The organism is Pseudomonas putida S13.1.2 (assembly GCF_000498395.2).
Lineage (GTDB): Bacteria > Pseudomonadota > Gammaproteobacteria > Pseudomonadales > Pseudomonadaceae > Aquipseudomonas > Aquipseudomonas putida_Q.
Genome location: NZ_CP010979.1, coordinates 6,464,793 through 6,491,790, shown reverse-complemented (window position 1 = coordinate 6,491,790; position 26,998 = coordinate 6,464,793). Strand labels below are relative to the sequence as shown.

26 protein-coding genes, 1 tRNA gene and 3 pseudogenes are annotated in these 26,998 nt (G+C 60.8%); 17 read left to right on the top strand and 13 right to left on the bottom strand.

Features of this window, described 5'->3' with window-relative positions; genetic code table 11:
- Positions 1-6 precede the first annotated feature (6 nt).
- The 3 genes from N805_RS28750 to N805_RS28740 all read left to right on the top strand — a co-directional run bounded on the left by N805_RS28750 (position 7) and on the right by N805_RS28740 (position 4,201).
- Positions 7-537, top strand: a complete 531-nt coding sequence (locus tag N805_RS28750) for a sigma-70 family RNA polymerase sigma factor (RefSeq protein ID WP_019473515.1) — start codon at positions 7-9, stop codon at positions 535-537.
- Positions 538-541: 4 nt separating this feature from the next.
- Complete coding sequence (locus N805_RS28745) at positions 542-1,507, top strand: FecR domain-containing protein (RefSeq protein ID WP_019473516.1); 966 nt, start codon at positions 542-544, stop codon at positions 1,505-1,507.
- Positions 1,508-1,765: 258 nt separating this feature from the next.
- Complete coding sequence (locus tag N805_RS28740) at positions 1,766-4,201, top strand: TonB-dependent siderophore receptor (protein WP_019473517.1); 2,436 nt, start codon at positions 1,766-1,768, stop codon at positions 4,199-4,201.
- An 87-nt stretch (positions 4,202-4,288) separates the two neighbouring features.
- Here the strand turns inward: N805_RS28740 and N805_RS28735 are convergent, their stop codons facing one another.
- On the bottom strand, positions 4,289-4,480 hold the full coding sequence (locus tag N805_RS28735) for a YhfL family protein (RefSeq protein WP_003254720.1): 192 nt from the start codon (positions 4,478-4,480) through the stop codon (positions 4,289-4,291).
- A gap of 189 nt (positions 4,481-4,669) precedes the next feature.
- Here N805_RS28735 and N805_RS28730 point away from each other — a divergent pair, with 189 nt between their 5' ends.
- A complete protein-coding gene (locus tag N805_RS28730; protein WP_019473518.1) occupies positions 4,670-5,287 on the top strand; it encodes a LysE family transporter in 618 nt (205 codons plus the stop codon).
- 25 nt (positions 5,288-5,312) lie between these two features.
- Here N805_RS28730 and N805_RS28725 read toward each other — a convergent pair whose 3' ends face one another.
- On the bottom strand, positions 5,313-6,476 hold the full coding sequence (locus N805_RS28725; protein WP_019473519.1) for an ATP-binding protein: 1,164 nt from the start codon (positions 6,474-6,476) through the stop codon (positions 5,313-5,315).
- A 414-nt stretch (positions 6,477-6,890) separates the two neighbouring features.
- Here N805_RS28725 and N805_RS28720 point away from each other — a divergent pair, with 414 nt between their 5' ends.
- From N805_RS28720 to N805_RS28695, 6 genes are all read left to right on the top strand, one after another.
- Positions 6,891-7,154, top strand: a complete 264-nt coding sequence (locus N805_RS28720; protein ID WP_019473520.1) for a hypothetical protein — start codon at positions 6,891-6,893, stop codon at positions 7,152-7,154.
- A 117-nt stretch (positions 7,155-7,271) separates the two neighbouring features.
- Positions 7,272-7,544, top strand: a complete 273-nt coding sequence (locus tag N805_RS28715) for a DUF3077 domain-containing protein (RefSeq protein ID WP_019472415.1) — start codon at positions 7,272-7,274, stop codon at positions 7,542-7,544.
- Between the two features lie 385 nt (positions 7,545-7,929).
- On the top strand, positions 7,930-8,238 hold the full coding sequence (locus tag N805_RS28710; protein WP_019472416.1) for a type II toxin-antitoxin system RelE/ParE family toxin: 309 nt from the start codon (positions 7,930-7,932) through the stop codon (positions 8,236-8,238).
- Complete coding sequence (locus N805_RS28705) at positions 8,235-8,585, top strand: addiction module antidote protein (protein WP_019472417.1); 351 nt, start codon at positions 8,235-8,237, stop codon at positions 8,583-8,585. The genes N805_RS28710 and N805_RS28705 overlap by 4 nt, the downstream gene beginning before the upstream one ends.
- A gap of 387 nt (positions 8,586-8,972) precedes the next feature.
- Positions 8,973-9,710, top strand: coding sequence for a hypothetical protein (locus tag N805_RS28700; RefSeq protein ID WP_019472418.1), 738 nt, complete (start codon positions 8,973-8,975; stop codon positions 9,708-9,710).
- A gap of 293 nt (positions 9,711-10,003) precedes the next feature.
- Entirely contained in the window at positions 10,004-10,615 is a 612-nt protein-coding gene (locus N805_RS28695) for a hypothetical protein (protein WP_019472419.1), read from the top strand.
- Positions 10,616-10,617: 2 nt separating this feature from the next.
- Here N805_RS28695 and N805_RS31395 read toward each other — a convergent pair.
- Positions 10,618-10,740, bottom strand: a pseudogene (locus N805_RS31395) (hypothetical protein); the annotation flags it as partial.
- A gap of 309 nt (positions 10,741-11,049) precedes the next feature.
- Between N805_RS31395 and N805_RS31115 the strand changes: the two are divergent.
- Both N805_RS31115 and N805_RS30645 read left to right on the top strand, forming a co-directional pair.
- Positions 11,050-11,297: pseudogene (locus tag N805_RS31115) on the top strand (helix-turn-helix transcriptional regulator).
- A gap of 76 nt (positions 11,298-11,373) precedes the next feature.
- A complete protein-coding gene (locus N805_RS30645; RefSeq protein ID WP_155412712.1) occupies positions 11,374-11,742 on the top strand; it encodes a hypothetical protein in 369 nt (122 codons plus the stop codon).
- Between the two features lie 18 nt (positions 11,743-11,760).
- On the opposite strand, the gene N805_RS28675 is transcribed toward N805_RS30645, so the two are convergent.
- The 6 genes from N805_RS28675 to dapA form a co-directional block, all read right to left on the bottom strand.
- Positions 11,761-12,738, bottom strand: a complete 978-nt coding sequence (locus N805_RS28675; protein WP_019472422.1) for a site-specific integrase — start codon at positions 12,736-12,738, stop codon at positions 11,761-11,763.
- Between the two features lie 109 nt (positions 12,739-12,847).
- Positions 12,848-12,937: transfer RNA gene (locus tag N805_RS28670), tRNA-Ser, on the bottom strand.
- Positions 12,938-13,028: 91 nt separating this feature from the next.
- Positions 13,029-13,739 carry a phosphoribosylaminoimidazolesuccinocarboxamide synthase gene (gene purC / locus N805_RS28665; protein ID WP_016498342.1) on the bottom strand — a complete coding sequence of 237 codons (711 nt, stop codon included), beginning with the start codon at positions 13,737-13,739 and terminating at the stop codon, positions 13,029-13,031.
- Between the two features lie 30 nt (positions 13,740-13,769).
- Positions 13,770-14,528: an MBL fold metallo-hydrolase gene (locus N805_RS28660; RefSeq protein WP_016488635.1), complete on the bottom strand. Its 759-nt coding sequence runs from the start codon at positions 14,526-14,528 to the stop codon at positions 13,770-13,772.
- Positions 14,529-15,650: an outer membrane protein assembly factor BamC gene (gene bamC / locus N805_RS28655; protein WP_019472423.1), complete on the bottom strand. Its 1,122-nt coding sequence runs from the start codon at positions 15,648-15,650 to the stop codon at positions 14,529-14,531.
- Positions 15,651-15,665: 15 nt separating this feature from the next.
- Positions 15,666-16,553 (bottom strand): 4-hydroxy-tetrahydrodipicolinate synthase, encoded by an 888-nt coding sequence (gene dapA, locus N805_RS28650; RefSeq protein ID WP_019472424.1) that lies wholly within the window; start codon positions 16,551-16,553, stop codon positions 15,666-15,668.
- A gap of 259 nt (positions 16,554-16,812) precedes the next feature.
- Here dapA and N805_RS28645 point away from each other — a divergent pair, with 259 nt between their 5' ends.
- Complete coding sequence (locus tag N805_RS28645) at positions 16,813-17,376, top strand: glycine cleavage system protein R (protein WP_016488638.1); 564 nt, start codon at positions 16,813-16,815, stop codon at positions 17,374-17,376.
- Between the two features lie 11 nt (positions 17,377-17,387).
- A complete protein-coding gene (locus N805_RS28640) occupies positions 17,388-17,861 on the top strand; it encodes a peroxiredoxin (protein ID WP_019473798.1) in 474 nt (157 codons plus the stop codon).
- 116 nt (positions 17,862-17,977) lie between these two features.
- Here N805_RS28640 and N805_RS28635 read toward each other — a convergent pair whose 3' ends face one another.
- Together N805_RS28635 and N805_RS28630 are read right to left on the bottom strand one after the other, a co-directional pair.
- A complete protein-coding gene (locus N805_RS28635) occupies positions 17,978-19,048 on the bottom strand; it encodes an AI-2E family transporter (RefSeq protein WP_019473967.1) in 1,071 nt (356 codons plus the stop codon).
- Positions 19,049-19,068: 20 nt separating this feature from the next.
- Positions 19,069-19,308: a sulfurtransferase TusA family protein gene (locus N805_RS28630; protein WP_016498337.1), complete on the bottom strand. Its 240-nt coding sequence runs from the start codon at positions 19,306-19,308 to the stop codon at positions 19,069-19,071.
- Positions 19,309-19,430: 122 nt separating this feature from the next.
- On the opposite strand from N805_RS28630, the gene N805_RS28625 reads away from it, so the two are divergent.
- A complete protein-coding gene (locus N805_RS28625; protein ID WP_028613414.1) occupies positions 19,431-20,867 on the top strand; it encodes a M48 family metalloprotease in 1,437 nt (478 codons plus the stop codon).
- Between the two features lie 114 nt (positions 20,868-20,981).
- Here N805_RS28625 and nadA read toward each other — a convergent pair whose 3' ends face one another.
- Positions 20,982-22,040 (bottom strand): quinolinate synthase NadA, encoded by a 1,059-nt coding sequence (nadA, locus tag N805_RS28620; protein ID WP_019472564.1) that lies wholly within the window; start codon positions 22,038-22,040, stop codon positions 20,982-20,984.
- A 297-nt stretch (positions 22,041-22,337) separates the two neighbouring features.
- Positions 22,338-23,846, bottom strand: coding sequence for a YdgA family protein (locus tag N805_RS28615; protein ID WP_019472563.1), 1,509 nt, complete (start codon positions 23,844-23,846; stop codon positions 22,338-22,340).
- A gap of 437 nt (positions 23,847-24,283) precedes the next feature.
- Between N805_RS28615 and N805_RS28610 the strand changes: the two genes are divergently transcribed.
- Complete coding sequence (locus tag N805_RS28610) at positions 24,284-25,636, top strand: APC family permease (RefSeq protein WP_019472562.1); 1,353 nt, start codon at positions 24,284-24,286, stop codon at positions 25,634-25,636.
- 66 nt (positions 25,637-25,702) lie between these two features.
- Positions 25,703-26,863 (top strand): annotated as a pseudogene (locus N805_RS31390) (chemotaxis protein); the annotation flags it as partial.
- Positions 26,864-26,998 lie beyond the last annotated feature (135 nt).

The window sequence follows — 26,998 nt, the reverse complement described above, 5'->3', positions numbered from 1 at the left end:
GCCGCCGTGGTTTCGATCCCAGAGTTGAACACCTCGCTCCATACCCTGTACCACAGCCACTCGCGCTGGTTGCTCGGCTTTCTGTACCGCCGCCTGGGCAGCCGCTGCGATGCCGCGGACCTTGTGCAGGACACCTTCGTGCGCATCCTCAACCGCCCAAGGCAGTTCGACGGAGCACGCGGCGAGCGCTCGTACCTGGCGACCATCGCCCGCGGCCTGTGCGTGGACCACTGGCGCCGGCAAAAGCTGGAACAGGCCTGGTTGCAGCAGCTGGCCTTGCAGCCCGAGGCACTGCAGCCCTCCCCCGAACAGCGCGCGATCATTGTCGAGACCCTGCACGAGGTGGACGCCATGCTGCTGCGTTTGCCGAGCAAGGTGCGCCAGGCATTCCTGCTGGCGCAGATCGATGGCCTGGCCTACCGCGATATCGCCGCACGCGTCGGGGTGAGCGAACGCATGATCAAGAAATACCTGGCCCAGGCGTTTCTGCATTGCGCCATTCTCGAAGCCGAACTCGACGGCTTGCTGGTGGAGTGACGCCATGACCTCGCCCGCGCAAAAACTCAGCCACGCCAGCCTGCAGCAAGCCGCGCACTGGTACGTGCAGTTGCAGGACGAAAACGCCGCATCGCAGTTGCGCACGCAGTGGCAGCACTGGTTTGACCAGCACGGCGACCATCAGGCGGCCTGGCACTATGTGCAACGGGTCGGCCAGCGTTTTGCCCCGTTGCAAGCCGAAGGCGCCGCTGCGGGCCGGGCACTGCGCGAGCACGACGCGCGTCGCTTCAGCCGGCGCACCGGGCTCAAGTCGCTGCTGGTGCTTGGCGCAGGCTCCCTGCTTGGCTGGCGGGCGTGGCACGGCGCCCCGTTGTCGGGCTGGGATGCCGACATGGCCACCGGCATCGGTGAAACCCGCCAAACCCGTCTGGCCGATGGCAGCCAGTTGTGGCTGGGGGCGCAGAGCGCCGTGGACATGGAGTTTTCCACCCTCAGCCGGGTACTGCGGCTGCGCTTTGGCGAGCTGCTGGTGGAAACCGCCCACGACCCGCGCCGCCCGTTCTTCGTCGACACTGCGCAAGGGCGCATGCAGGCCCTGGGAACACGCTTTGCAGTTAGCCAGCTGGGCGAAAATACCCGGCTGAATGTGTACGCCGGCGCGGTCGAGGTGTGCACGGCTCAAAGCGGCGAGCGCTGCATCGTGCCAGCGGGCCAGCAGGTGGACTTTAGCGCTGAGGCAATCAGCAACACCCGCCCGGCCCAAAGCGCGGGCGAGTCGTGGATTTATCACCGCCTCAATGCCGAAGACATGCCATTGGCGCATTTGCTGCAAACGCTGGGGCGCTATCGCCACGGGCACCTGGGTTGGCACCCGGATGTCGCCAAGCTGTCAGTGATGGGTGCCTTCCCGCTCAACGATACCGACCGCGCACTGGCCTTGTTGCAAGCGGCATTGCCGGTGCGGGTGCAGCGGCTGACGCCCTGGTGGGTCACAGTCGAGCCGGTTTGATACCGGTACATCGCGCTGGGTTCTTCGCGGGCATGCCCGCTCCCACAGATGCGGTGTGAACCCGCAGCCTGCGTAGTACCTGTGGGAGCGGGCAAGCCCGCGAAGCAGGCGACACGGTATTTGGATCCCGCTGTGCCGGTGCTGACAAATTTGTTGGAGCCGGTCAAAAAATCTTCCAACCCGGTTCCCTTTTTCCAATCTCGTTCGGTTAACCCGGCATAGCCCTCCCAACTCACCCTTCCGATCCCAGAGACCAGCATGCCGACGCCCTTCCACCCCGCGCTTCGCCTGGCACTTGCCGCGCCCCTCTCGCTGTGCGCCGCCGCCCCACTGCTGTTGCCCGCCAGCCAGGCCCACGCCGAACAGACAGCCAACGCAGAAACCCGCTTCAACATCGCACCCGGCTCGCTCACCAGCGCCCTCAACCAGTTCAGCAGCCAGGCCGGCATCTACCTGGCCGGCAGCAACGAACTGGCCGCCGGCAAGACCAGCCCGGGGCTGCAAGGCCACTACAGCATCGCCCAAGGCTTGGCCCGGCTGCTGCAGGGCAGCGGCCTGCAAGCCGTGCCCCAAGGTAGCGCGGGTTATGTGCTGCAACCCCTTGCCGATGGCACGGCCCTACAACTGGACGCCACCTCGATCAACGCCGCTACCCTGCTCGCCAGCAACGGCCAGGGCGATAGTGGCTACCGCGCCGTCGCCAGTGCCACCGCCAGCAAAACCAGCAGCGCCCTGGCCGACACCCCGCGCTCGGTTTCGGTGGTAACCCGCCAGCGCATGGATGACCAGCAATCGCAAACCCTCACTGAGGTGCTGGGCTATGTACCAGGTATTTTCTCACCGCCGTTTGCCGGCGGTGATGGCCAAGCGGGTGACCTGTTCTTCATCCGTGGCTTCAACGCCACCGACTATGGCTATGGCCTGCTGCGCGATGGCCTGCGGGTGCAGGGCAACCGGTATGACACCAGCAGCGAGCCCTACGGCCTGGAGCGGGTGGAAGTGTTCCGCGGCCCGACTTCGATCCTGTATGGCGAAAACGCCCCGGGTGGTGTGGTCAACCTGGTCAGCAAACGGCCTACTGCCGACGCGCGCGGCGAAGTGCAACTGAGCTACGGCTCGCACAACCGCCGCCAGTTGGGCGTCGACGTTTCCGGCCCGCTGACCGATGAGGGCAATGTCCTTGGCCGCCTGGTGATGATGGGCCGCAAGGCCGACACCCAGGTCGACCATCAGCCCGACGACCGCATGTACATCGCGCCGTCGCTGACGTTGAACTTCGACGACTTCAACAGCCTGACCGTGCTGGCCACCTACCAGCGCGACCGCACTTTGATGGAGCTCGGTTACCCCGCCGCCGGCACCCTGCTGCACAACCCCAACGGCAAGATCGACAAGGACCAGTTGTCCGGCAACCCGGACTGGGACAACTTCGAGCGGGAAACCTGGAGCCTGGGCTACGAGTTCAGCCGCCGCTTCAACGACACCTGGCAGTTCCGCCAGAACTCGCGCTACATGCAGTCGCGCATCGACCGCCAGGAAATGTGGCCAGGCAGCCTGAACAACGGCGGCTTCGGCACCACCCTGAGCAACACGGCCTACGACCGCTACAACAAGTCCATCGCCTACTCGCTGGACAACCAGTTCGAAGGCCACTTCACCAGCGGCGCGTTCGACCACACCTTCCTGATCGGAGCAAGCCTGGACCGCACGTCGTTCAACCAGGATTGGGACGCGGGCAACGGCGGCACCATCAATGTGTTCGACCCGGTCTGGAACGGCAAGCCAAACACGCCCCTGCATGTGCAGAACGCGCTACTGGATCAGACCATGTATGGCCTTTACAGCCAGCTGCAAACCAAGGTGGACAACTGGGTGTTGCTGCTGGGAGGCCGCCTGGACAGGGTCAATAGCCAGTTCCGCAACAAGGTCGGCAACCCGCCAGCCGATATGGACAACTGGGACAGCAAGTTCACCTGGCAGACCGGGGTGATGTACCAGTTCGAAAACGGCTTGTCGCCGTACTTCAGCTACTCCACGGCCTTTGCCCCGACGCAGCAGACCGAAAGCAGGAACGGCCCGCTGGACCCCACCACCAGCGAGCAGTACGAAGTGGGTATCAAGTACGAGCCCAAAGGCTGGAACACCGCTTTCACCGCATCTGTGTACGACCTGCGCAAGAAGGACGATGTGCTGTTCGATTCAGCCGTGGGTGACTACCGCCAGATCGGTGCCAGCCGGGCCAAGGGCGTGGAGCTGGAACTTAACAGTGACCTGAGCGAAAACCTCAACCTCACCGCTGCCTACACCTACACCGATTCGCGCATTACAAAGGACGCGGCCGGGTCGCTGTATGAAGACCACCAGATGACCGGCGTGCCACGCAACCAGGCGTCGGTGTGGAGCACATATCGCTTCCGTGACGGCCTGTTCAAGGGCTTGCAGATCGGTGGCGGCGTGCGCCACTTCGACAGTACCTTCGCCTATACCCCGGCGAGCCTGTACGGCAAGCTGGATACCGGTGACGTGACGCTGGTGGATGCCAAGGTGGGCTATGAAATCGACGAAAACTGGTCGGTCGAAGTCAACGCCCGCAACCTGTTCGACAAAGAGTATGTGGCAGGCTGCAACAACGCCGGGCGTTGCTACTGGGGTGAAGAGCGCACGCTGCTGGGAACCGTGTCGCTGCGCTGGTAAGTTGCCATAAACAAAAGCCCCCGGCCATTTACATGACCGGGGGCCTTGGATCACGTCGCAAGCGTCGCGATCAGGGTACCGCCAAGATTACTGCTGCTGAGGCAGTTTATCGATCGGGCCGCAGCCACCGATGATCTTGGAGATGGAAACCGAAGGGTGGAACAGGTAGTCGTAAGTGCAGTTTTTCGGTTGGTTGTAAACTTGGCCAGTGCAACCCGACAGCAGGGCAACACCCGAAACAACGGCAACGGCTACGGTGGCCTTGAACAGCTTTTTCATACTAAGTCCTTTAAATGAATCATCTTCGACCATCGTCTGATGGCCGCGGGATGATACAGACTCCACCCATTGGATCCAAGTCGTACCTGGCACAAGTTCGTTGCAATTGTGCAACAACAGGTTGAAAAGCGCGCCTTTGGCGACGATAGTTCAGGGCACTGCCTTCGTCATGCCCAACAGGAACTCACCATGCTCGGCGTCACCGACTACGGCGCATTCGTCATCGCCTTCATCATTCTGCTGGCCATCCCCGGCCCGGGCAATTTTGCCTTGATCACCGCTACCGGCAAGGGCGGTATCAAGGCAGGCCTGGCTGCGACACTCGGGGTGATCGTGGGTGACCAGGTGCTGCTGTGGCTGGCGGTAGCCGGCGTCGCCACCCTGCTGGCCACCTACCCCACCGCCTTCCACCTGGTGCAATGGGCCGGTGCTGCGTACCTGGCGTACCTGGGCCTGCGCATGCTCCTGAGCAAACCCGGTGGTGCTGCCCACACCTGCCGCATGGACAACGGCCAGTACCTGCGCCAGACCATGATGATCACCCTGCTCAACCCCAAGGCGATCATGTTCTACATGGCGTTTTTCCCACTGTTCGTCGACCCGGTGAAGCACCAGGGGCTGGTGACGTTCGGCTTCATGGCTGCGACGGTGGCGGTGGTGACCTTCGCGTATGGGCTGATTGCCGTGGTGCTGACGCACCAGTTGGCAGAACGCATGCGCGCCAACCCACGAATCAGCAACCTGTTCGAGCGGCTGGCGGGGGCTTGTCTGATAGGGTTTGGTATCAAGTTGGCGGCGATGCGCTGAGCAAGGCCGCGGCACAGTTTGTGGGTCAACTCTGGCGACGCATGAACTCTGCAAAAAGCGGTACGGTGAAATCCAGCACACCATGATCGGTGCTGTAGGCCATGCCTTTGGCGATGACCTTGGCTCTTATGGGGCCAAGTGACGATTGGGTTCGGCCCATGGCCTTGGCGATATCACCTACCGCATAAGGCCCATCGCCAAGCTCCGACATGGCTCTGACGAAAAGCACTTCGCTGGGTGTCAACTGGTCGATACGCACCCTGAAGAAACCTGCATCCAGCAAAGCCAGTGTTTCCGAGTAGGATTGAACGACATCATCCAGCGATATCTCTGGCCCCTCGGCACAGTTCCACGCCGTGGACGCCCACTCTTGTAAAAAGAACGGATAGCCCTTGGTACGCACGACAATCTCTTGCAAGGCGGCCTCTGCAATGGATGCCTCCTCGTCCAGGATCGGCTTGAGCACGGCCTGGGCAGCAGCATCGGCATCAAGTGCATTGATTTCCGGATACAGGAACAGCCGCTCTGCATAGGATTTCGCCTCACCTGCCAACCGCGCGACCTGAGGCAGCCCGGCACCCACAAGCAGCACCGGCAGGCCTTCCTGAGACATTTTGTGCATGGAGACAATCAGGGCCCTGAGATCGGCCTCACTCAGGTACTGGACTTCGTCAATCAACAGAATCCAGCCTTTGCCTGCGGCCTGGGCCGCACGCCCGATAACGTTGAACAGGTCTGGCAGGTCGTATTGAAGATTGCCACTGTCCGCAAGGCCGGGCTCTGGCTCTACACCCACTTCCACACCGGCGATATCGATCTTGAAGATGGAGGCAAACCCACGCAGGCCCTTCAGCCCCCGATTTGCAATTTGCTTGGCGGCTTCCACGGTGGACAGAGAGCGCATGACCTTGCGCATTTCCGGGTAAAGAAGGCGCGCAAGGCTTTCCTCTTCCGGCGACTCGACCTTGGAGACCAGCAAGCCCGCTTGCTCGGCAATTTTCCCGACTTCGTTCAAGAGCACCGTTTTGCCAGTCCCTCTCAAGCCAAGCAGCATCATGGAGCGCGCGCTGCGCCCGTTGATAGCCCGCCCACACGAAACGCGCGCGTGCTCAAGCACCCCATCGCGGCCTGCCAGCTCAGGCGGTCTGCTGCCGGCGCCGGGTGCGAAAGGGTTGCGGTACGGGTCCATGGGCTGCCTCCAGAGAACGGTTATAGCAATAGATAGCGAAGTCTAGCGATTTTCGCTATCTATGAGTAGATTTCGGTAGCGTTTGCCCTTCGGCGCTGCAAATCAGCCCCCGTCCTACAGCTTGAACTCAGAATTATTCCCTTCCTTGTAGGGCGTTTCCCAAACATACTGGCAACCCGCTCAAACTGTTGCGACGGATCCGGTCGCGCTCTAGTCTCGGCTTGTCGTTGTGAAATCAGCGACCGGCTTTGACAGGCCGACTACTCAAGTTTCCGTTGCAGCGCTTAATGGCAGCTGTGCATGGGGCACATTCGTGTGCGCCGGGTCCTTGGGTACCGGTCTGTCAACCCATGTATAGCTGCCTCCATTCGTTTGACAGCGTTGCCAGGCGGCTCCACTACCCAAGGAGCTTACATGCGCAAGACAGTCCCCGATCCACCCTACTCCCTCGATTCCACCCAGGCCCTGCAAGACACCCTGGTCCAGTCCTCAGAGTACGTACTCTGCGCCCTGTCCGTCGCCCGCCAGTCCGTACAACTCAAGCCTACCGCCCACAGCTCGATTGTGATGCAGGCCGTGATCCATGAAATGGAGGCGGTCCAGAGCCTGGTCGAGTCGGCATTGATGCAATTGCAGATGCGGCCACACTTACCCGGTGAGCCGTACACCTTGCACTAGCAGGCCAGGCCTCTTCGCGGGCACGCCCGCTCCCACAGGGTCATCCAGTACCTGTGGGAGCGGGCGTGCCCGCGAAGAGGCCACTACAGGCAATCAAGATTTCAGGGAGTAAAAATAATGTCCACCGACAACCCAAAAGAACCCACCACAGTCGGCAAGACCTGCTTCTACCAAGGCGAAAACAACACCCACCCGCTGTTCCGCATCGAACCCGGCATCCCCTGCCAGGAAGCCCGCGAACAGGCATCCGAACTGATGGGCTACGTGCGCGACCTGATCATCACCGGGCTGATGGACGGCGACCAGAAACTGATCTGGGCCTCGCACTACCTCAGCGCGATGGCCAAGGCGCTGCTGGATGATGCTGAGTTGGGGATGATGAAGAAGTAAGGCTGGGCCTGTCCCGTGACAACGGACAGGCCCAGGCACAACGAAAAAGCCCCTGGAAACGCGATGCATCCAGGGGTTGCATTTATTTACCGCGTCTCGCCGCAAAAGGACCCAAAAGCGCCCTCGACCGACGGCAGGGTAGCGACATCTTCCACAGCGATGTAGCCCATTTCCCAAACTCAGACCAATCCCGCTCCAGCCGTTGCCAGTGCTCAACTTGCGCCTTAGCCTCATCACGTCATGGCCATTCAACGACGGACGATGACAGGCGGCCATCACTTCTATGCGCCCCTTTACGTGGCGGTCACCACGTCCACACAGGACTGCAACGCCACTCCGTCGATCTTTCATATACAAGGAGTAGCCACTAGGCTACATTTAATGCATGCCGAATCAGATCGACACTACGTCGGAATTTGACGATTGGCTGGATGGCGTGAAAGATCCGATCGGTAAAGGTGCAGTCACCGCAAGACTCGCACGAGCGGAAAATGGCAGCTTTGGCGATATCGAATCAGTTGGCGATGGCGTCAGTGAGATGCGGGTGTTTGTAGGTCCCGGATATCGGATCTACTTCGTACGAACGGGCTCGAGCCGCTACCTGATGCTCTACGGTAGCGATAAAGCGGACCAGCACAGAGCCATTAATCGCGCCAAGCAAATCCTTGATGTTATACGAGGTAAACAACGATGAGCGACACATTCACCGCCGAAGACATGCCCATCCTTGAGCTCGATTTGAGCAATACCAAACGCTTCGAGGCCTCCCGGTTTCTGAACAGTCCCGAAACCATCGCGGCTTTTCTGGCGGAGGCAATGAAGGCTAACGACGCGCAAACTCTGATGCATGCCTTGGGGGAAGTGGCAAAAGCCAAGGGCGTGAATCAGTTTGCGCAAGACGCAGGCGTGAATCGTGAGTCGCTTTACAAAACGTTGAAGGGCGGCGATAAAACTCGTTTCACTACTATTCAAAAGCTCATGCTTGCCTTGGGTGTAGAGCTCACTGTCAGACCGCTCAAGAAGCTCCCCGCTTCCTCATAGGCTCGCCTCGCGCAATTGGGGCTGCTGACTTCAAATTATTTAGCGACGCACAACGAAAAAGCCCCTGGAAGCTTTCGCTTCCAGGGGCTTGATCTTGTATGGCGGAGAGATAGGGATTTGAACCCTAGGTACTGTTGCCAGTACAACGGATTTAGAATCCGTTTTCGGCCTCATATTTTTTCCGCCAGTTATGAAAAATACAATAAAAACAGACACCTGAACAAAGACAAACGCAGCAGTGTTCCACACCATTCGGGGGATCCATTCCCCCAGAATTCCCCCAAGATCTTTGATAGCATTTCAGCACCACCGTAGGGACGCCGAATGGGCATCCAGGCTTTTCCTGACGACAGATCCTTGAATGACTGCTTGTGCTAGAGAGTGACAATGGAAATCAAGAACAACCCTGTGGGTCGATTGCACGACATTCTTCGCGAGGCAAGCCTTCGTCAGGATGCAGAGGTTACACGCTCAGTCTGGGAGCGGGTCCTTGATGCACCTGAGGGGGATGCTGGTACTCTGTTGAGCCGTTTGGCCGACCTAGTCCAGCTTCAGCGGGAGGCGAAGCAGGCACTCATTGATGGAGTCGAAGGTGACCCATCCATCTACCTTGCGCCGTTCGAAAAAATCGATCTGATCTTCTCCAGAATTGATCTCAGCACAAGATGGGATGTTTCAAAGCAGTATCTCGATAATACTACTTTAAGTGCCCTGGCATTCGGCAACCACGTACTTCAGGTAAAGTACAGCAACCCCCAGATTAACAATGCTCAGACTTCAGAATTTATCGAGGCGCTCGACAGGCTTTTACACCAATGCCTGAACTCAGAGCTACCGACATCACTTAAGCAGATGTTTACCAGTAACCTTGAATCACTTCGACAGGCACTGATCGCTTACAGAATATCTGGCACCAATGGAATTGAAGCCGAAATTGATAGAATAATTGGGGCAATGTCTCGGCACAGCTCTACAATTCTGGACCAAAAGGACGAGAAATCTATCACCTTCATGCGTTCTGTTTTCGAGTTGGTGAGTGGTATTAATGACTCAATACAGCTAGCGGAAAATGCTGTAAGGCTATCAGGTCCTGCTGTCGTAGCTCTACTACCATTATTTCAGTGAGAATTGCACACCATAAGCAATGAGCCGAATTACACCTGTTCTATAACAGTCTGAAGCAAGGAGGAATGTGGTGGGGTCAGAGATTGATCGGGTGAAAGATAGATCTGCATCGCCAGCTTGTAGAAAGGCTATTCCAAGACGCACACCGGGTGTTTGTAGTGCATTATTCCTGCGAATCGTTTTATGAAAATGCGACCGGTGCATCTCTTCGCGTTACATCTATAGCCATACGGAATCTCAAATCGGCTCAGACCAAATCTTGGTCTCTTCACGCCACAGCTGAGTTGTTAGGCATGCTTGATTCCATGTCGACGAACCTAGACGACATCGAGAAGCGAATGCTGGATGGGTATTTTGACTTCCTTAAAACGCATGCCGATTGTCAGTTCCTGCATTGGAACATGCGCGACAACAACTATGGTTTCTATGCAGTTGAGCACCGACATCGTGTGTTAGGAGGGAATCCCTATGAACTGCAAGACGCTAACAAACATGATCTCGCTAGGATCCTAGTAAGCCTGTATGGCCACCGGTACGCACCGCACAGTGATAGCTCTGGTCGGAAGGGCCGTATCATGGGGCTGGCGGAACTGAACAAAGTTACCGATGAAGACGCGCTTACCGGTGAACAGGAGGCAGCTGCTTACGTGGCGGGAGATTTTCTAACGATGCACAGATCTACTCTTCGAAAGCTCGATATGTTCGCCAACTTTTTTGATCGCGCTCATCAAAAAACCCTGAAAACGCAATCTACATGGATGGATCGTGTAGGTGTACATCCAGTAGCCGTGATCGAATGGGCCAAATCTCACCCGCTCGTCACCGGTTTGATTCTAGTAGGCACAGTTTTGGGCGCTGTCACAAATATGGGAAAATTTTCGGCGTGGTTCAGTAACCTTTTTTAACGTCACAGACATGAACCAACTGCAGCGATCAATTGCTTGTCATAGCCGATCCGCTGTCGGCGCTCCGCCAGCAAGGCCCTCACCTTTACCTCTAGGCTGTCAGACCCGCGCAGGCCGAGATCGGCCGCAAAGGCACCGGCACCGGCTCCGCATGCCGTCGACCAAGGCATCAAGGCCTCAGGCGTATCAATGCCTGCAACTGGGCCAATCAACCGGCTCACGTACTTGGAGGCGAGGCGCTGGGCCGTTGACCTGGTCGCCTCGCTGCGGGGGTCGCCGGTCGAAGTGGTAGCAGAGCGATTGGCCGGAGCAACGGCAGGCCGGCCTGGCAGCTATGTGGCCGGCATCGAATCAGTGATCAATGAACTGAAGACGACTGACGTGACAGATCAGCGCGACAACCAGAATCTGGCGCGTCAGGCCGGGAGCAAGGTATGAGCGAAGAGACTGAGGTATTGACGGTCGAGGGCCTGGCCAAGCTGCTGGGCCGCACCGAGGCGTCAATCAGGGAGGGATTCGCCGCGGCGTGCCGTGGTTGCCCAAGAGCTTCAAGATGGGCAATCGGCACTGCTGGCTGAGGGAGGACGTGCGCAAGTTTCTGCTTGAGTGTAGGGATGGGGAGCACCAGAAGCCGAAGCTTGGGCGCAAGCGGAAAGATCCACCTAACCTGAGGGCGGCGTAATGCCACTCGTCAGCTTGCGCGCAATTCATTAGCGCCTCAGCTATACAGATAATGTCAGCAATGACGGGCTCAAGTAGTGCCCCTCCATAAATTATTAATAGAGGCGGCAATAAAAATGGCTAAATCAATTCACGCAAGTAAGGAAGCACTCGATACTGTTTCTCCAGAGGTGCTCGCAAGGATTAAGGATCGACTCATTGAGTTCAAACTAGTCCCTGCGGATATTGAAATAGTTCCAGACCCGTCCATACCTCCCCCACAGCCAGGAACAGCGACCTCTGGATTTCCTGGCAACGTTCTCGATGCAATAGGAAACGCGGTGGGCGTCTCAAAATGCGACTTGGTCGGACAGCTTGCCTACACCGCCTGCATGGGCACTGCTGGGGGCAATGCCTTAATTTGCTCGGTTGCTGGGGAGTTGGCGAAGAAAGCCTGCGAAGGTTAATTAAAAAATTAAGTTAACCTATCCAAGTTTCTCGGCTAAATCCTGAGGACTCAAGTGGGTGTAGCGTTTGAGCATCGCCAGCGTTTTATGTCCGGTGATGCTCGCCACTTCCGTCATCGTAAAGCCGCGCTCGAAGAAGCGACTGGTAGCCTCATGGCGCAGGTCGTGAAGACGCAGACCTTCAATTCCGGCCGCCACGCATGCCCGGGGAAAGTAGTTGCTGATCGTGTTGAGCGCCAGGCTGAAGTACCGGCCGCCACCGATCGGTGTGGGCAAGCCCTCCAGCAATGCTATCGCACGGGAGGACAATGCCACGGCGCGCCGCTCGCCGTTCTTGATGTCTTCCAGATAGGCCACTTTGCCGCGCACCTGGTCGCGGCGCAGCATCAACAGCTCAGACCGGCGCATCGCCGTCTCCACTGCCAGCTCAATGAACACCGGAAGCTGAGCATTCATCTGGCCAGCTTCCTTGTAAAGCGCTGTGAGCTCTGCTGTCGTCGGGCGTCGATCTCTCTCCTTGCTGCCCTTAGGCATACGGATCGCCCGGCAAGGGTTGGTCAGTCCTTCGATACGCCATTCCTTTGTGGCCACCGTGTATAGGTGGCTGATCACAGCCAAGTTGAGGCGCACTGTCGCTGTCGACTTCCCTTCCTTCAGCTCAGCATCGCGGTATGCGGCCATGTCACTCGAACGGATGGCCGCCAGGCCTTTAGTGGCCAGCTTGTGCTCTTTCCACTTTTTGATGCGGACCTGCTCCTGCTTGGCGCCCTTCTTGGTAGAAGTCACCTCGGATAGGTATCGATCCAGGGCCTCGGCCAGCGTGGTGCTCTCGGCCTCGCGCATGTCGAAAAAGCGCGCACGCAACATGTCACCCTCGATCTCGGCGGCCCATCGCTGGGCTTCTGCCTTGGTATCAAAGGTGACGGAAAGGGTTGGATATCCTTTGCGGCGGATCTGGGCGCGCCAGGCGTCCCCGCGCTTCTCGTAGTAGGCCATGGCGGAATGATAGCGAACGCTTGGGGGAAATACACGCACCCCCATTTCCCCAAAATTCCGCCAAACGATAAAAGCCCCGAGGGCTATACAGCGCTCGGGGCCTTTAATATGGCGGAGAGATAGGGATTTGAACCCTAGGTACTGTTGCCAGTACAACGGATTTCGAATCCGTCCCGTTCGACCACTCCGGCATCTCTCCAATGCCGCGCATCATACCAGCGTTCTTTTAAAACGCAAACCTTTTTTTAAAAAAAATCGCGTGGTATCAGGCGCTTGCGTGAACGCGCCGCTTACAGCGGCACGCCCAGGCGCTTGGCAACTTCTTCGTAGGCTTCGATCACGTCGCCCAGGCCCTGGCGGAAGCGGTCCTTGTCCATCTTCTTGCGGGTTTCTTTGTCCCACAGGCGGCAGCCGTCCGGGCTGAACTCGTCGCCCAGCACGATCTGGCCGTGGAATACGCCGAACTCCAGCTTGAAGTCGACCAGCAGCAGGCCGGCGTCATCGAACAGCTTGGTCAGCACTTCGTTGACCTTCAGCGACAGCTTTTTCATTTCGACCAGCTGCTCGGCGGTGCCCCAGCCGAACGCGACAACGTGGGATTCGTTGATGAAGGGGTCGCCCTTCTCGTCGTTCTTGAGGAACAGTTCGAAGGTGGACGGCTCCAGCTTGATGCCCTCCTCCACGCCCAGGCGCTTGACCAGGCTGCCGGCAGCGTAGTTACGCACTACGCACTCGACCGGGATCATGTCCAGCTTCTTCACCAGGCACTCGTTGTCGCCCAGCAGCTTGTCGAACTGGGTCGGCACGCCGGCTTCTTCCAGTTTCTGCATGATGAAGGCGTTGAACTTGTTGTTCACCGTGCCTTTGCGGTCGAGCTGTTCGATACGCTTGCCGTCGAACGCCGAAGTGTCGTTACGGAACAGCAGGATCAAGCGGTCGGCGTCGTCGGTCTTGTAAACCGATTTGGCCTTGCCGCGGTAGAGTTCGTCGCGTTTTTCCATGATTGGGCTCCGCTTGCTTGAGGTGTTGGGCTAGGCGATTTCGCGCCAGTCGAGCCCGTGTTCCTGATTCGCCACCTGGAGCCAGTCCGGGTCGCACCCTAAGGTGTCGACGAAGCACTGGCGGGCCAAGTGTGGCAGGTTGTTCTTGCTGCTGAGGTGGGCCAGCACCAGGTGTTGCAGGTTGCTCCAGCCCAACTCGTGCACCAGGCGCGCGGCCTGGTGATTGTTCAAATGCCCTTGCATGCCACCTACCCGCTGCTTCAGGAAGACCGGGTAGTGACCACGTGCCAGCAGGTCGCGGCAGTGGTTGGCCTCGATCAGCAGTGCATCCAGGCCCTGGTAACGCTCCAGCAACAACGCGTCGTACGAGCCCAGGTCGGTCAGCATGCCGAAGCGCCGCTGGCCGTCGCTGATCACGTATTGCAGCGGCTCGTAGGCGTCGTGCTCGACCCGCGCTGCGGTCACTTCCAGGCTGCCGATACGCAGGCTTTGGCCACAAGCGAGAAAACCGGCCACCTCCACCGGCTTGCGCATGCCGCGCAAGGTCCCTTGGCTGAGGTAGACCGGTACATTGTAGCGCCGTGACAGCAAGCCGACCCCATGCACGTGGTCGGCATGTTCGTGGGTGACCAATACCGCGCTGAGCTGGGCCGCCGAGACGCCGAGCAGCGCCAGGCGCCGCTCGGTTTCACGCAGGGAAAAGCCGCAATCAACCAGGATGAACGTGTCACCACTGGCAATCAGCGTGCCGTTCCCTTGGCTGCCGCTTCCGAGTACCGCGAAGCGCACTTAACCCAGGTGGTCCTGAATGGCGCTCAGCACGCGGCGGGCGACATCGGCCGGAGCCACGGTGTTGATGTTTTTCTCGACCGTGACCTGCACGCTCTCACCCACCTTGCTCAGGCGAACCTGGTAGCGCTCGGCACGGGCTTCACGCTCTTCCTTGGTCGGCTCGCTGCCGAACAGGCGGCTGAAGAAGCCAGGCTGGTTCTGCTTGTCGTCTGGCTTTTCCGACAGGTTGATGTAGTACAGGCCCAGGCTGCGGTTGATGTCCTCGACACGCCACTCGCCACCCTGCTCCAGGGCACGGCCCACGCCAGACCAGGCACGGTCCAGGTCGGAACCCAGGTACAGCACCGGGTTGCCGCTGCCGTCTTCGCTGAGGCTGACGCGGCTTGGCGCGTCGAAATCGCGCGCGGCCAGCAGCGACACCGAACCGCCCTTCTCGGCGCTGCGGTTCATGCTGGCAAGCATTTCGTCGACCAGCAGGGCATCGGCACCGGTATTGCTGGACGTGGACGGGAAACCTGGCTCGGCAGTGCTGCCGGCCGGGCGCTCGACGCTGACCACGTACACCTCGGAGGTGTTGCGCTGCACGCCAGGCTCCATGCGCACACGGACGCGCACTTCGCTGTCACTGCTGCTGGCGGTGCTGGCCAGGCGTTGGCCAAGCGACGCCGACAGCTCGTCGAAACGCTGCCAGGTGGTGTTGAATTCACCGGTCTGCGGGCGCTCTTCAGCAATGCGGAAGCCGTTGTCCTCGAAGAACTGGCGGGCCACTGGCCACACCTCGGCAGGCGAATGCTGGGCCAGCACCCAACGGCTGCTGCCGCTGCGTTGCAGGCTGTAGTCGGTGACCTGGGCGGCGCCACCGGTCAGCGGTTGCGGGCGCGGCACTTCGAACTCGCCAGCGACGTTATCATCCGCGACGTTACGCGGAATGGGCAGCAACGGGTCAAGGCGCTTGACGTTGCTGGCGTCCTGCGGCAGCTGCATTGGCGCAGTCGGGTGCGCCTGCAGGTAGTCGCTGCCGCGGTCGCGGAAATAGCCATCCTCGCCCCACAGCCAGCCACACCCACTGGTGCTGGAGATAATCAGGGCAAGGGCGGAAAGACCAGCCAGTCGCTTCATGCGGTGTACTTCCTCTTAAACCAGTACGCCGGACTGGCGCAAGGCAGTACGGACTTTTTCGTGGCAGCCTTCGCTCAGCCAGGTCAGTGGCAGGCGAATGCCTTTGTGCATCAGGCCCATTTCGACCAGCGCCCATTTCACAGGGATCGGGTTGGCTTCGCAGAACAGGTCTTTGTGCAGGGGCATGAGTTTTTCGTTGATTGCGCGGGCCTTCTCGGCATTGCCCTCAAGGGCGGCCTCGCACAGGTCGGCCATTTCGCGCGGGGCGACGTTGGCAGTAACGGAGATGTTGCCCTTGCCGCCCATCAGGATCAGCTCGACGGCAGTCGGGTCGTCGCCGGACAGGACGATGAAGTCCTTGCTGACGCCATCGAGGATGGCCTTGGCGCGGACCAGGTCGCCGGTGGCTTCCTTGATACCGATAATGTTCGGCACGGTCGACAGGCGGATCACGGTCTCGGCCTGCATGTCGCAGGAGGTGCGGCCGGGTACGTTGTAGAGGATCTGCGGGATGTCGACGGCTTCGGCAATGTGCTTGAAGTGCTGGTACAGGCCTTCTTGCGTCGGCTTGTTGTAGTACGGCACTACCAGCAGGCAGGCGTCGGCACCGGCGCTCTTGGCGTTCTGGGTCAGGTGCACGGCTTCGGCAGTGGAGTTGGCACCTGTGCCAGCGATGACCGGTACGCTGCGGCTGCTGCGCTTGACGCGCTCGACCACGTGCTTGATGACCAGGATGTGCTCTTCGACATCCAGCGTGGCGGACTCACCGGTGGTGCCGACAGCGACGATCGCATGGGTGCCGTTTTCCAGGTGGAAGTCTACAAGTTTGTCGAGGCTGCCCCAGTCAACACGCCCTTGTGCATCCATGGGTGTGACCAATGCCACCATACTGCCCGCAATCATGTAACTGCTCCTGCCGGAAAAAGAGAGCGGTAATGGTACTGGGGGCATCGACCTTGCACAAGCGAAGCAGGCGGGCGGAGCATTCCCCTCGGCGCCTTATTTCGCTACCCTTGGCCCTTTGATCGGTGCAGCGCGGCCCGCCGGGCCGTCGACCTTGCTCCCCGCCGGCGTCCAAGACCTCGCATGCGAGCCCCGGGCCCCGCCGACAGGAGGCTTTTGGCCGTCCTGCACCGACCGCTCATCGTTTTAGGAATGCTGCATGTCCACCCCCACCACTGTCCGCGAACAATTCCTTGTCATCAGTGCCCTGGGCCCGAATCCCATGGAACTGGCCAACGTCCTCAGCCGCGCTGCCTTCGAAAACCGCTGCGCGGTGGTCACCTCGCGCCTGAGCCGCCACGGCGAGACCAGCGCCCTGGTGCTGCAGGTGGGTGGCAGCTGGGACGCCCTGGCGCGCCTCGAATCCACCCTGCCGGGCCTGGGCAAGAAGCACGGCCTGACCCTGGACGTGGTGCGCAGCGCCGACCAGGAAGTGCGCCCGCAGGCCCTGCCCTACGTGGCTTATGTGAGCGCCGCCTACCGCCCGGACATCATCAACGAGCTGTGCCAGTTCTTCCTCGATCACCGCGTCGAGCTGGAAGCCATGACTTGCGACACCTACCTGGCACCGCAGACCGGCAGCAGCATGCTCAACGCCCAGTTCACCGTGATTCTGCCGGCCGGCACCCAGATCAGCTGGCTGCGTGACCAGTTCCTGGACTTTGCCGACGCCCTGAACCTCGATGCGCTGATCGAGCCATGGCGTCCACAGAACCCAATGTAAGGAAACCGACCATGGCTGTAGCACTCGACCAACCTGTTGCCGACTTCCAGGCCCAGGCCACCAGCGGGCAGACCGTCAGCCTGGCCGAGCTCAAGGGCCAGCAAGTGGTGGTGTATTTCTACCCGAAGGACAGCACGCCGGGCTGCACCACCCAGGGCCAGGGGTTCCGCGACCAGCATGATGCCTTTGCCGCAGCCAACACTGTGGTGTTCGGGGTATCGCGCGACGGCATCAAGTCGCACGAGAACTTCAAGGCCAAGCAAGGCTTCCCGTTCGAGCTGATCAGCGACAAGGACGAGGCCCTGTGCCAGCTGTTCGACGTGATCAAGCTGAAAAAGCTGTATGGCAAGGAATACATGGGCGTTGACCGCAGCACCTTCCTGATCGACAAGGACGGTGTGCTGCGCCAGGAATGGCGTGGAGTGAAGGTGCCTGGGCATGTGGATGCCGTATTGGCGGCAGCCCAAGCCTTGAACAAGGCTTGAGATTCAATGGGGCTGCTTTGCAGCCCTTCGCGGGCACGCCCGCTCCCACAGGGCCCTGCACAATTCCTGTGGGAGCGGGCGTGCCCGCGAAGGGCCGCAAAGCGGCCCCAGTTACATCAAAGTAGCGGTGACACGCTAGGCTCCTGCCGCGGCCAGGCATCCAGCACGGCCTTGATCAGCGTCGCCAGCGGGATGGCGAAGAAGATCCCCCAGAACCCCCACAACCCGCCAAACAGCAGTACCGCGCAAATGATCGCCACCGGGTGCAGGCTCACCGCCTCGGAAAACAGCAGCGGTACCAGCACGTTGCCGTCCAGCGCCTGGATAATCGCGTACACCGTCATCAGGTAAATGAACTGGTCGCCCCAGCCCCACTGGAACAGCGCAATCAGCGTCACCGGTACCGTCACCACCACGGCGCCCACATACGGCACCACCACCGACAGCCCCACCAGTAGCGCCAGCAGCGCGGCGTAGTTGAGCCCCAGGCTGATGAAGGCGATATAGGTGGCAATGCCGCAGATCAGGATTTCGATGCCCTTGCCGCGAATGTAGTTGGCAATCTGCCGGTTCATCTCACTGCCCACCCGGTTCAGCAAGGCGCGCTGCCTGGGCAGGTAGCCACTGACCCAACGGCCGATCAGTTCGCGGTCCTTGAGGAAGAAAAACACCAGAATCGGCACCAGCACCAGGTAGATCATGGCGTTGACCAGCAACGGCAGGCTCGACAGCGAGAAGGTCAACGCCCACTGGCCAAACTTGCCGATTTCCCCGCGCACCGACTCGATCGCGTGCAATACCTGCTCGTCCGACACCAGGTGTGGGTAGCGCTCGGGCAGCAGCAACAGCAACGACTGCCACTTGCCGAGCATGCCCGGCAGCTCGTTGAACAGGGTAATCAGCTGGTGCCACAACAGCGGCACCAACACCAGCATGAACACCGCCAGCGCGCCCATGAACAAGGCGAACACCAGCATCACCGCCAGCCGGGTAGGCACCCGTAGCCGCTCCAGGGCGTTGACCAGCCCCTGCATCAGGAACGCCAGCACCATGCCCGCCAGCACCGGCGCCAGCATGCCGCCCAGCGTGAGCACGGCGGTAAAAGCCAGGAACAACAGGACCGCCAGCACCACTGCCTCTTCATCGGAGAAGTAGCGCTGCATCCAGTCGCGAAGCACTTTGAACATTGACGATCCTTGGAAAAGACTCAGGCCTTGCGCAGCCAGTAGGTATAGGTGCCGGCCTCAGCCGTTTCCTGCAGCAGGGTATGACCGGCCAGCTTGGCGAAAGTGCGGAAGTCGCGCTGGGAGCCGGCGTCGGTGGCGATCACCTTCAGCACCGCGCCGCTGGCCAGGCGATTGAGCTCCATCTTGGCCTTGAGCAGCGGCAAAGGGCAATTCAGCCCGCTGGCGTCCAGTTCGGCGTCGCAGGTCAGGGTGTCACTCATCGCGGGGCTCTCCAAAGGCATTGCCGGGTTGCTGCTTGACAGGGTTGGCTAGGATAGCGCCACTGGTCGCCAACGTGTGAGCCCGCTACAGTAGGTATCTTTGATCGACGCGAGCTTCGTGCATGAATCTACTGCGCCCTACCCTGCTGACGCTGGCCTGCCTGATGGCCCTTCCCGGCCATGCTGACGACCTGCCATCACTGGGTGACGCCAGTTCCGCGATCGTCTCGCCGCAACAGGAGCACCAACTGGGCCGCGCCTGGCTGAGCCTGCTGCGCGGCCAGGTCAATCAGTTGAACGACCCGCAGCTCAAGGACTACGTCGAAACCAGCGTATACAAGCTGGCCGAAACCAGCCAACTGCAGGACCGGCGCCTGGAATTCATCCTTATCGACAGCCGCGAGCTCAACGCCTTTGCCGCACCGGGTGGCATCGTCGGGGTCAACGGTGGGCTATTCCTCAACGCCCAGACCGAGGGTGAATACGCCTCGGTACTGGCCCACGAACTGGCGCACTTGTCACAGCGCCACTTCGCCCGCGGCGTCGAGGCGCAGCAACGCATGCAACTGCCGATGATGGCCGCGCTGCTGGCCGGCATCGTGCTGGCGGCAGGTGGCGCTGGCGATGCGGGTATCGGCATGATTGCCGGCACCCAGGCGGCGGCGATCCAGGAGCAGCGGCGCTTCTCGCGGCAGAACGAACAGGAAGCCGACCGCATCGGCATTCAAAACCTGGAAAAAGCCGGCTACGACCCGCGCAACATGCCGTCCATGTTCGAGCGCCTGGCGCGGCAGTACCGCTACGACGCCAAGCCGCCGGAATTTCTGCTGACCCACCCGGTGACCCAGTCACGTATCGCCGATACCCGCAACCGTGCCGAACAGGCGCCCAAGGGTGGCGTGGAAGACAGCATGCGCTACCAGCTGATCCGCGCCCGGGTGGCACTGACCTATGAGGGCACCCCGGGGCTTGCCGCCAAGCGCTTCCGTGCCCAGCTGGACGAAGACCCCAAGCTGGACGCCGCGCGTTACGGCCTGGCCCTGGCGCAAATCAAGGGTGGCCAGCTTAACGAAGCGCGCGAAATGCTCAAGCCGCTGCTGGCCAAGGCGCCCAACGACATCACCTACAACCTGGCGCAGATCGACCTGGACATCACCAACAATCGCCTGGCCGACGCGCAGCAGCGGGCCGAGCGGATGCAGGGGCTGTACCCAGGCAACTACCCGCTGAAACAAGTGCGTGCCGATCTGCTGGTGAAGCAGAACAAGCCTGCCGAGGCGGAAAAGGTATTGAACGAGTTGATCAAGAGCCGGCCGGATGACCCGGACGTCTGGTATGACATGGCTGAAGTGCGGGGTTTGTCGGGCAATACCATCGGCTTGCACCGGGCTCGAGCAGAGTTCTTCACCTTGGTAGGGGATTTTGACCAGGCGATCCAGCAGCTGGACTACGCCAAGCGCCGGGCGGGCGGCAACTTCCCGCTGGCGTCGCAGATCGACCAGCGCCAGCGCGAGATCCTGGAGCAGCAGCGTATGGTTCGGGAAATGATGGGGCGCTGAGGGCGTTGAATATTGTGGGAGCGGGCTTGTCCCGCGAAGGGGGGCACGCGGTGCCTGGCACCGGCTTCGCCGGTGTTCGCGGGGCAAGCCCGCTCCCACAAAGACCGAGCGATCTCAGGCGTTACCGGAAAGCTTCAGGCGCGCCGCCTGGGTAAAGTCCAGCATGCGGTTCAGCGGTTTGATCGCCTTGGGCACCAGCGCCGGGTCGACAAAAATCTCGTTGCTGCCATTACGCAGGCAATCCAGCACTCGCTCCAGGGTGTTCATCGCCATCCACGGGCAATGTGCACAGCTGCGGCATGCTGCGCCGTTGCCGGCGGTAGGGGCTTCGACAAACTCTTTGTCCGGGCACAACTGCTGCATCTTGTAGAAGATGCCGCGGTCGGTGGCGACGATGAAGGTCTTGTTCGGCAGGGTCTGCGCCGCCTTGATCAGCTGGCTGGTAGACCCCACCGCGTCGGCCAGCTCGATCACCGCTTCCGGCGACTCGGGGTGTACCAAAATGGCTGCGTCCGGGTACAACGCCTTCATGTCGGCCAACTGGCGCGACTTGAACTCTTCGTGAACGATGCAGGCACCGTCCCACAGCAGCATGTCGGCACCGGTTTGCTTCTGGATGTAACGGCCCAGGTGCTGGTCCGGGCCCCAGATGATGGTTTCGCCGTTGTCCATCAGGCTTTCGACGATTTCCAGTGCGCAGCTTGAAGTCACCACCCAGTCGGCACGGGCTTTCACGGCTGCGGAAGTGTTGGCGTAAACCACCACGGTGCGTTCAGGGTGCTGGTCGCAGAAGGCTGAGAATTCTTCCACCGGGCAGCCCAGGTCGAGCGAGCAGGTGGCCTCCAGGGTGGGCATCAGCACGCGCTTTTCCGGGGTGAGAATTTTCGCGGTCTCGCCCATGAAGCGCACACCGGCCACGATCACCGTTTCGGCCGGGTGATTCTTGCCGAAACGGGCCATTTCCAGCGAGTCGGACACGCAGCCGCCGGTTTCTTCCGCCAGGGCCTGGATGACCGGGTCGCAGTAATAGTGGGCAACCAGCACGGCATTCTGAGCCTTGAGCTCGGCAGCGATGGCCGCACGGTATTCGGCCTCCTGCTCGGCTGTCAGCGGGTTGGGCTGCTTGGCGTCGAGGTGAGCCTGAACCAACAGGCGTTCGGAAATCTGGGTCATGATCGCTGGACCTGCAGGCGCGCGTGCGCGTCAAATCGAGTGTATCACCCGGCCCTGGCAGATCGGCTAAGGGTGCCGGACGGTACGCAGGCCGCCACGGCCCTCTGCGGGCGCGGATTATTATCGGAGGCCGAAGGCTACAGACAATCCAGCGATTACTAAAGTGGTTTTTGTGTTGCCTGTGCTGGCCTTTTCGCGGGCATGCCCGCTCCCACAGGTACTGCGCCGCCCTCAGGGGCAATGAGTAACCTGTGGGAGCGGGCGTGCCCGCGAAAAGGCCGGTACAGGTTCAATCAATCAACCCTGCGGCGACAGTGCAGCCAGGTGCGCTGCAATGAGCATGGCGAACTCTTCCACGGTCATCTTCTTGCCGTTGAAATCAACCATGCCATCGACGTAGTGCAGGCTGCTCACCACATCATTGCCTTCGACAGTGGCCAAGCCACTCTGTAGCGCCATCATGCCGACCATCTCCCCCGCCTGGCTCGATTGCATGGCAATCGCCTGGGCATCGGTCTGGCCATCCAGCAGCGCCTGCAAGGTCGCCAGGTCACCTATCATCGGCTTGGACAGCGACAGCTTGCTCTTCACCTCGGTGATCAGCTGCTTGCTCAACTGGTCCGGCGGCAGGTCGAAACTGGTCGGGGCGGCGAAGTCCATCGACAGGTTGAAACGGCTCTCGCCATTGGCGGTCTTGAACGACAGGTTTTCTATCGCCACCTTGGGCTTGGCGGCCAGCAGTTGCCGGAGGTCACCCTGGAACCGGGCCTTCTCTGCGTCGTCCATCTGGATCTGCGGCACAGGCTGACCGGCTGCAGCGGCCGCCTCGAACTCCGGCAGGTGCGCCTGGTACCACTTCGACAACGCCTGCAATGCCGGTGCGTTGACCGAATTGACACTCACCAGCATGTGCGCCTTGCCCACCGCACGGCCATCCCAGGTAATGTCGCCGACCTTGTACTCCACGCGACCGCCCACGGCATCCGGGCCGTCCAGGGTTTGCAGGACATTCTGCTCCAGGCCGTTGATCAGCAGCACTTGCTGCTTCGGCCCCAGGGTGACCTTGGTTTCGGCCAGCGCCAGATCGACATTGCCCACATAGATGGCGTCGTGCGCGGTGGCCTGAAGGTTGCCGCCCACCGTCAGGCCTTTGAGTTCGAACGTGGCAGGCGGCTGGTCCTCGCGCACAAGTTTCATCACGAAACGGTCGGCCTGGCCGTGGAACTTCGAAGCCTTGCCTTCCTTGTCGCCACTGACTTCCAGCTGCATGCCCGAGAAGTCGAGGCTGTTGCCGTCAGCCTCGTCGAGCTTGACCGGCGCCAGCTGGACCTGGCTGACCACACTGCCGCCGTAACCCAGGCTGGTCTGTGCGCTGACAGGGGCCTGATCGCCTGCGGCGGCGAACCACGCTGCGGTGGCATCGTCCTTTTGCAAAGTGCTGTTGCTGACCGCCATCACTGGCATCAGCTTCAACGCCTTGACCCGTGACCAGGGAAACGGGCCGTGCTCGATCTGGTCGGTTACGCCCACGTCGAAACTCACTACCTCGCCATCACCCACGTTGATATCGCGGGCCTTGAGCCGGTACTGGGCGGTACTGCTGAAGAAATGCTGCTCCAGCGAGACCCGCTCGATGCTCATGCTACCGCCGGTGGTCACCAGGGCCTTTTTGAGTTCGGCGTTGCTACGGGCAACGGCGTTATCCAGTTCGGCAGGCAGCTGCTTGCCGGTGTACCAGGCGCCAGCGGTGGATGCGACGGCAATGGCGATCGCCAGGCCGGAAAAGATGCCAACTGATTTCTTCATGAATAGAACCGATTGTCCGTAAGGGCTTCTTGGGCGACCAAAGGCCACGCAGGAAGCGAAGAGTACCACTGCGACAGAAGACGAGGGCCGGTCCGAATCGAGAAAACCCAATTTTCGGAAGCATCTGACAGCCGCCTGGGGATAGCACCATTCGTTAATTTTTACGAACATTCAAATTGATCAAAACCGCAAAAAACCGCGCAAATACCGAACAAACGCCCTTATAAATCGATAAATATTTCAATTCAGTAACATCTTGTCATGTTTAACTTGACACTAACCTACCCATCGTTTTTTATTTTCACCACTTAGCGCGTTTCCCCCCGCGCCTTCCGCCGCTCCTACAAAAAAGGTGAACAACATGGAGCCCACCCGCTCGCCCTTGCCGCATGCGCAATACACCGTGCCCGCCGTTTACGCCCAGGAGCCATGCCAGCATGCAGCCTGATCACAGCGCTTCCGGCAACGGCCAACTCCGCAAAACCCTGCGCCTCTGGCACGTGATCATCATCGGCCTGGCCTACCTGACCCCGATGACTGTGTTCGATACCTTCGGCATCGTCAGCGGGATCACCGCCGGCCATGTGCCCAGCGCCTACATCCTGGCGCTGGCGGGCATCCTGTTCACCGCCGTGAGCTACGGCACCCTGGTAAAGCGCTTCCCGCAGTCGGGCTCGGCATACACCTACACCCAACGCGCAATCAACCCGCATGTGGGCTTCCTGGTCGGCTGGTCGTCGCTGCTGGATTACCTGCTGCTGCCAATGGTCAACGCGCTGCTGGCCAAGCTGTACCTCTCGGCCATGTTCCCCGAAGTACCGGAGTGGCTATGGGTAGTCGGCTTCGTCAGCCTGATCAGCCTGATCAACATGCGCAGCGTAAACCTGGTGGCGCACTTCAACCTGCTGTTCGTGGGCGTGCAGGTGGCGATCATCGCCGTGTTCATCTACCTGTGCGTGCGCGGCCTGGGCCAGGGTGAAGGGCTGGGTACCACCTGGAGCCTGCTGCCGTTCGCCGACAACCAGACCCACCTCAGCGCGCTGGCCGCCGGCGCGACCATCCTGTGCTTCTCGTTCCTGGGCTTCGACGCGGTCACCTGCCTGTCCGAAGAAACCCGCGACCCGGCCAAGACCATCCCGCGGGCGATCTTCCTCACCGCACTGATCGGTGGCGTGGTGTTCATCACCGTGTCGTATTTCATCCAGGCCTACTTCCCGACCATGGCGCGCTTCCACGACCAGGAAGCGGCCCTACCGGAAATCGCCCTGTACGTCGGCGGCAAGCTGTTCCAGTCGATTTTCATCGCCTGCACCGTGATCAACACCATCGCTTCGGGCCTGGCCTCGCAAACCAGCGTGTCGCGCCTGCTGTACGTGATGGGCCGCGACAACGTGATCCCGGCCAGCCTCTTTGCCCGCCTGCACTCGCGCTACAAGACGCCGGTGCTGAACATTGCCGTGGTGGGGCTGGTTGCGCTGTCGGCGATCTTCTTCGATCTGGTCACTGCCACTTCAATCATCAACTTCGGTGCGCTGGTGGCGTTCAGCTTCGTCAACCTGTCAGTCATCAACCACTGCTACCTGCGCGAAGGCAACCGCCGGGGCCTGGCCAACCAGCTGAAGTACCTGGTGCTGCCAACCATAGGCTTCTGCATCATCGTCTCGCTGTGGCTGGACCTGAACGCGCATTCGCTGATGTTCGGCGGCATCTGGGCCGCGGTCGGGTTGATCTACCTGGGTTGGCTGACCAAAGCCTTCCGCTCGGCACCCCCCAACTACGTCTCCGAATGACCCATGCTGCCAACAACGCCCGCGCCTGACCGCGGGCGTTGTACTTGATCGAAAAGGAAAGTCCTCATGCCGCTGCGTCGCCTCACCATCCAGTGGAAGATCACTCTGCTGGCCGGCCTGTGCCTGCTGGCCATCGTCGCCCTGCTGGTGGCCACCTCACTGACTCAGGCGCGGCGCAGCGCTGCGCTGGTCAACCAGGCCAATACCGCCATGCTCGACAGCAGCGCGCGCCAGCGCCTGCAGGCCCACGCCGAAACCCAGGCCCTGCGTGTGCAGCGCTACTTCATGGACGCCTACCAGTACGGCAATGGCTTTGCCCGCCTGGTGCAGGTGCTCAAGGCCCGAGGCGGCAGCGACCTGCGGGCCGAGCTGACACGCCAGGCCCGCGCCAGCCTGGCCGGCAACCCGGATGTGATCGGCCTGTACCTGGTGTTCCAGCCCAACGCGCTGGACCAGCAGGACAGCCAGTACCTCGGCCAGGACGCCATGGGCAGCAATGAACGGGGGCGTTTCTCGATGTACTGGTCGCAGCCTCGCCCCGGCACCCTGGAACTTGAAGCCATGCCGGAAGCGATGCTCGGCGATGCCAGCATCGGCAGCAACGGTGCGGCCAAGAACCGCTGGCTGACCTGCCCGCAGGACACCGCCCGTGCCTGCATGCTCGAACCGTACCTCGACGAGGTCAATGGCCGCCAGGTGCTGATGACCAGCATTGCCCTGCCACTGCTGGAGCAGGGCAAGGTGGTCGGCGTGGTCGGCCTGGACATCGGTCTGGCCAACCTGCAGCAGCTGAGCCTGGACGGCCGCCGCGAGCTGTTTGATGGCCAGGGCCATGTGAGCATCGCCAGCGCAGCCGGCCTGCTGGCAGGCAACAGCCGTGATGCCAGCGCGCTCGGCATGCCCATGGACAATGCGGTGGCCGATGGCCTGCTGCGCGTGGCCCACCCCTTCGCCCCGATCCCTGACGCAGCCCCTTGGCAGGTGTTGCTGGAACTGCCGGAAAGCGTGCTGCAGGCACCCGCCGTGGCCCTCAACCAGCGCCTGGACGCCCATAACCAGAATGCCAACCTCACCAGCCTGCTGATCGGCCTTGGCGCCGCCATCGCAGGTTTGCTGCTGGTGTGGTTGACCGCACGCGGCGTTACCCGGCCAATCCTGGCCGTGGCCGCACGCCTGGAAGACATCGCCAGCGGCGAAGGCGACCTCACCCGCCGCCTGGACTACGCCCGCCAGGACGAACTGGGCCAGCTCACCCACTGGTTCAACCGCTTCCTCGACAAGCTGCAACCCGTCATCGCCCAGGTCAAAGGCTCGCTGCAGGAGGCCCGCGGCACCGCCGACCAGTCGGCCGCCATCGCCAGC

Bases quoted from the DNA above. Each gene is read 5' to 3' on its own strand.
- N805_RS28745 (WP_019473516.1), top strand. From the start codon at position 542: ATGACCTCGCCCGCGCAAAAACTCAGCCACGCCAGCCTGCAGCAAGCC.
- N805_RS28740 (WP_019473517.1), top strand. From the start codon at position 1,766: ATGCCGACGCCCTTCCACCCCGCGCTTCGCCTGGCACTTGCCGCGCCC.
- N805_RS28735 (WP_003254720.1), bottom strand. From the start codon at position 4,480: ATGAAAAAGCTGTTCAAGGCCACCGTAGCCGTTGCCGTTGTTTCGGGT.
- N805_RS28730 (WP_019473518.1), top strand. From the start codon at position 4,670: ATGCTCGGCGTCACCGACTACGGCGCATTCGTCATCGCCTTCATCATT.
- N805_RS28725 (WP_019473519.1), bottom strand. From the start codon at position 6,476: ATGGACCCGTACCGCAACCCTTTCGCACCCGGCGCCGGCAGCAGACCG.
- N805_RS28720 (WP_019473520.1), top strand. From the start codon at position 6,891: ATGCGCAAGACAGTCCCCGATCCACCCTACTCCCTCGATTCCACCCAG.
- N805_RS28715 (WP_019472415.1), top strand. From the start codon at position 7,272: ATGTCCACCGACAACCCAAAAGAACCCACCACAGTCGGCAAGACCTGC.
- N805_RS28710 (WP_019472416.1), top strand. From the start codon at position 7,930: ATGCCGAATCAGATCGACACTACGTCGGAATTTGACGATTGGCTGGAT.
- N805_RS28705 (WP_019472417.1), top strand. From the start codon at position 8,235: ATGAGCGACACATTCACCGCCGAAGACATGCCCATCCTTGAGCTCGAT.
- N805_RS28700 (WP_019472418.1), top strand. From the start codon at position 8,973: ATGGAAATCAAGAACAACCCTGTGGGTCGATTGCACGACATTCTTCGC.
- N805_RS28695 (WP_019472419.1), top strand. From the start codon at position 10,004: ATGCTTGATTCCATGTCGACGAACCTAGACGACATCGAGAAGCGAATG.
- N805_RS28675 (WP_019472422.1), bottom strand. From the start codon at position 12,738: ATGGCCTACTACGAGAAGCGCGGGGACGCCTGGCGCGCCCAGATCCGC.
- purC (WP_016498342.1), bottom strand. From the start codon at position 13,739: ATGGAAAAACGCGACGAACTCTACCGCGGCAAGGCCAAATCGGTTTAC.
- bamC (WP_019472423.1), bottom strand. From the start codon at position 15,650: ATGAAGCGACTGGCTGGTCTTTCCGCCCTTGCCCTGATTATCTCCAGC.
- dapA (WP_019472424.1), bottom strand. From the start codon at position 16,553: ATGATTGCGGGCAGTATGGTGGCATTGGTCACACCCATGGATGCACAA.
- N805_RS28645 (WP_016488638.1), top strand. From the start codon at position 16,813: ATGTCCACCCCCACCACTGTCCGCGAACAATTCCTTGTCATCAGTGCC.
- N805_RS28640 (WP_019473798.1), top strand. From the start codon at position 17,388: ATGGCTGTAGCACTCGACCAACCTGTTGCCGACTTCCAGGCCCAGGCC.
- N805_RS28635 (WP_019473967.1), bottom strand. From the start codon at position 19,048: ATGTTCAAAGTGCTTCGCGACTGGATGCAGCGCTACTTCTCCGATGAA.
- N805_RS28630 (WP_016498337.1), bottom strand. From the start codon at position 19,308: ATGAGTGACACCCTGACCTGCGACGCCGAACTGGACGCCAGCGGGCTG.
- N805_RS28625 (WP_028613414.1), top strand. From the start codon at position 19,431: ATGAATCTACTGCGCCCTACCCTGCTGACGCTGGCCTGCCTGATGGCC.
- nadA (WP_019472564.1), bottom strand. From the start codon at position 22,040: ATGACCCAGATTTCCGAACGCCTGTTGGTTCAGGCTCACCTCGACGCC.
- N805_RS28615 (WP_019472563.1), bottom strand. From the start codon at position 23,846: ATGAAGAAATCAGTTGGCATCTTTTCCGGCCTGGCGATCGCCATTGCC.
- N805_RS28610 (WP_019472562.1), top strand. From the start codon at position 24,284: ATGCAGCCTGATCACAGCGCTTCCGGCAACGGCCAACTCCGCAAAACC.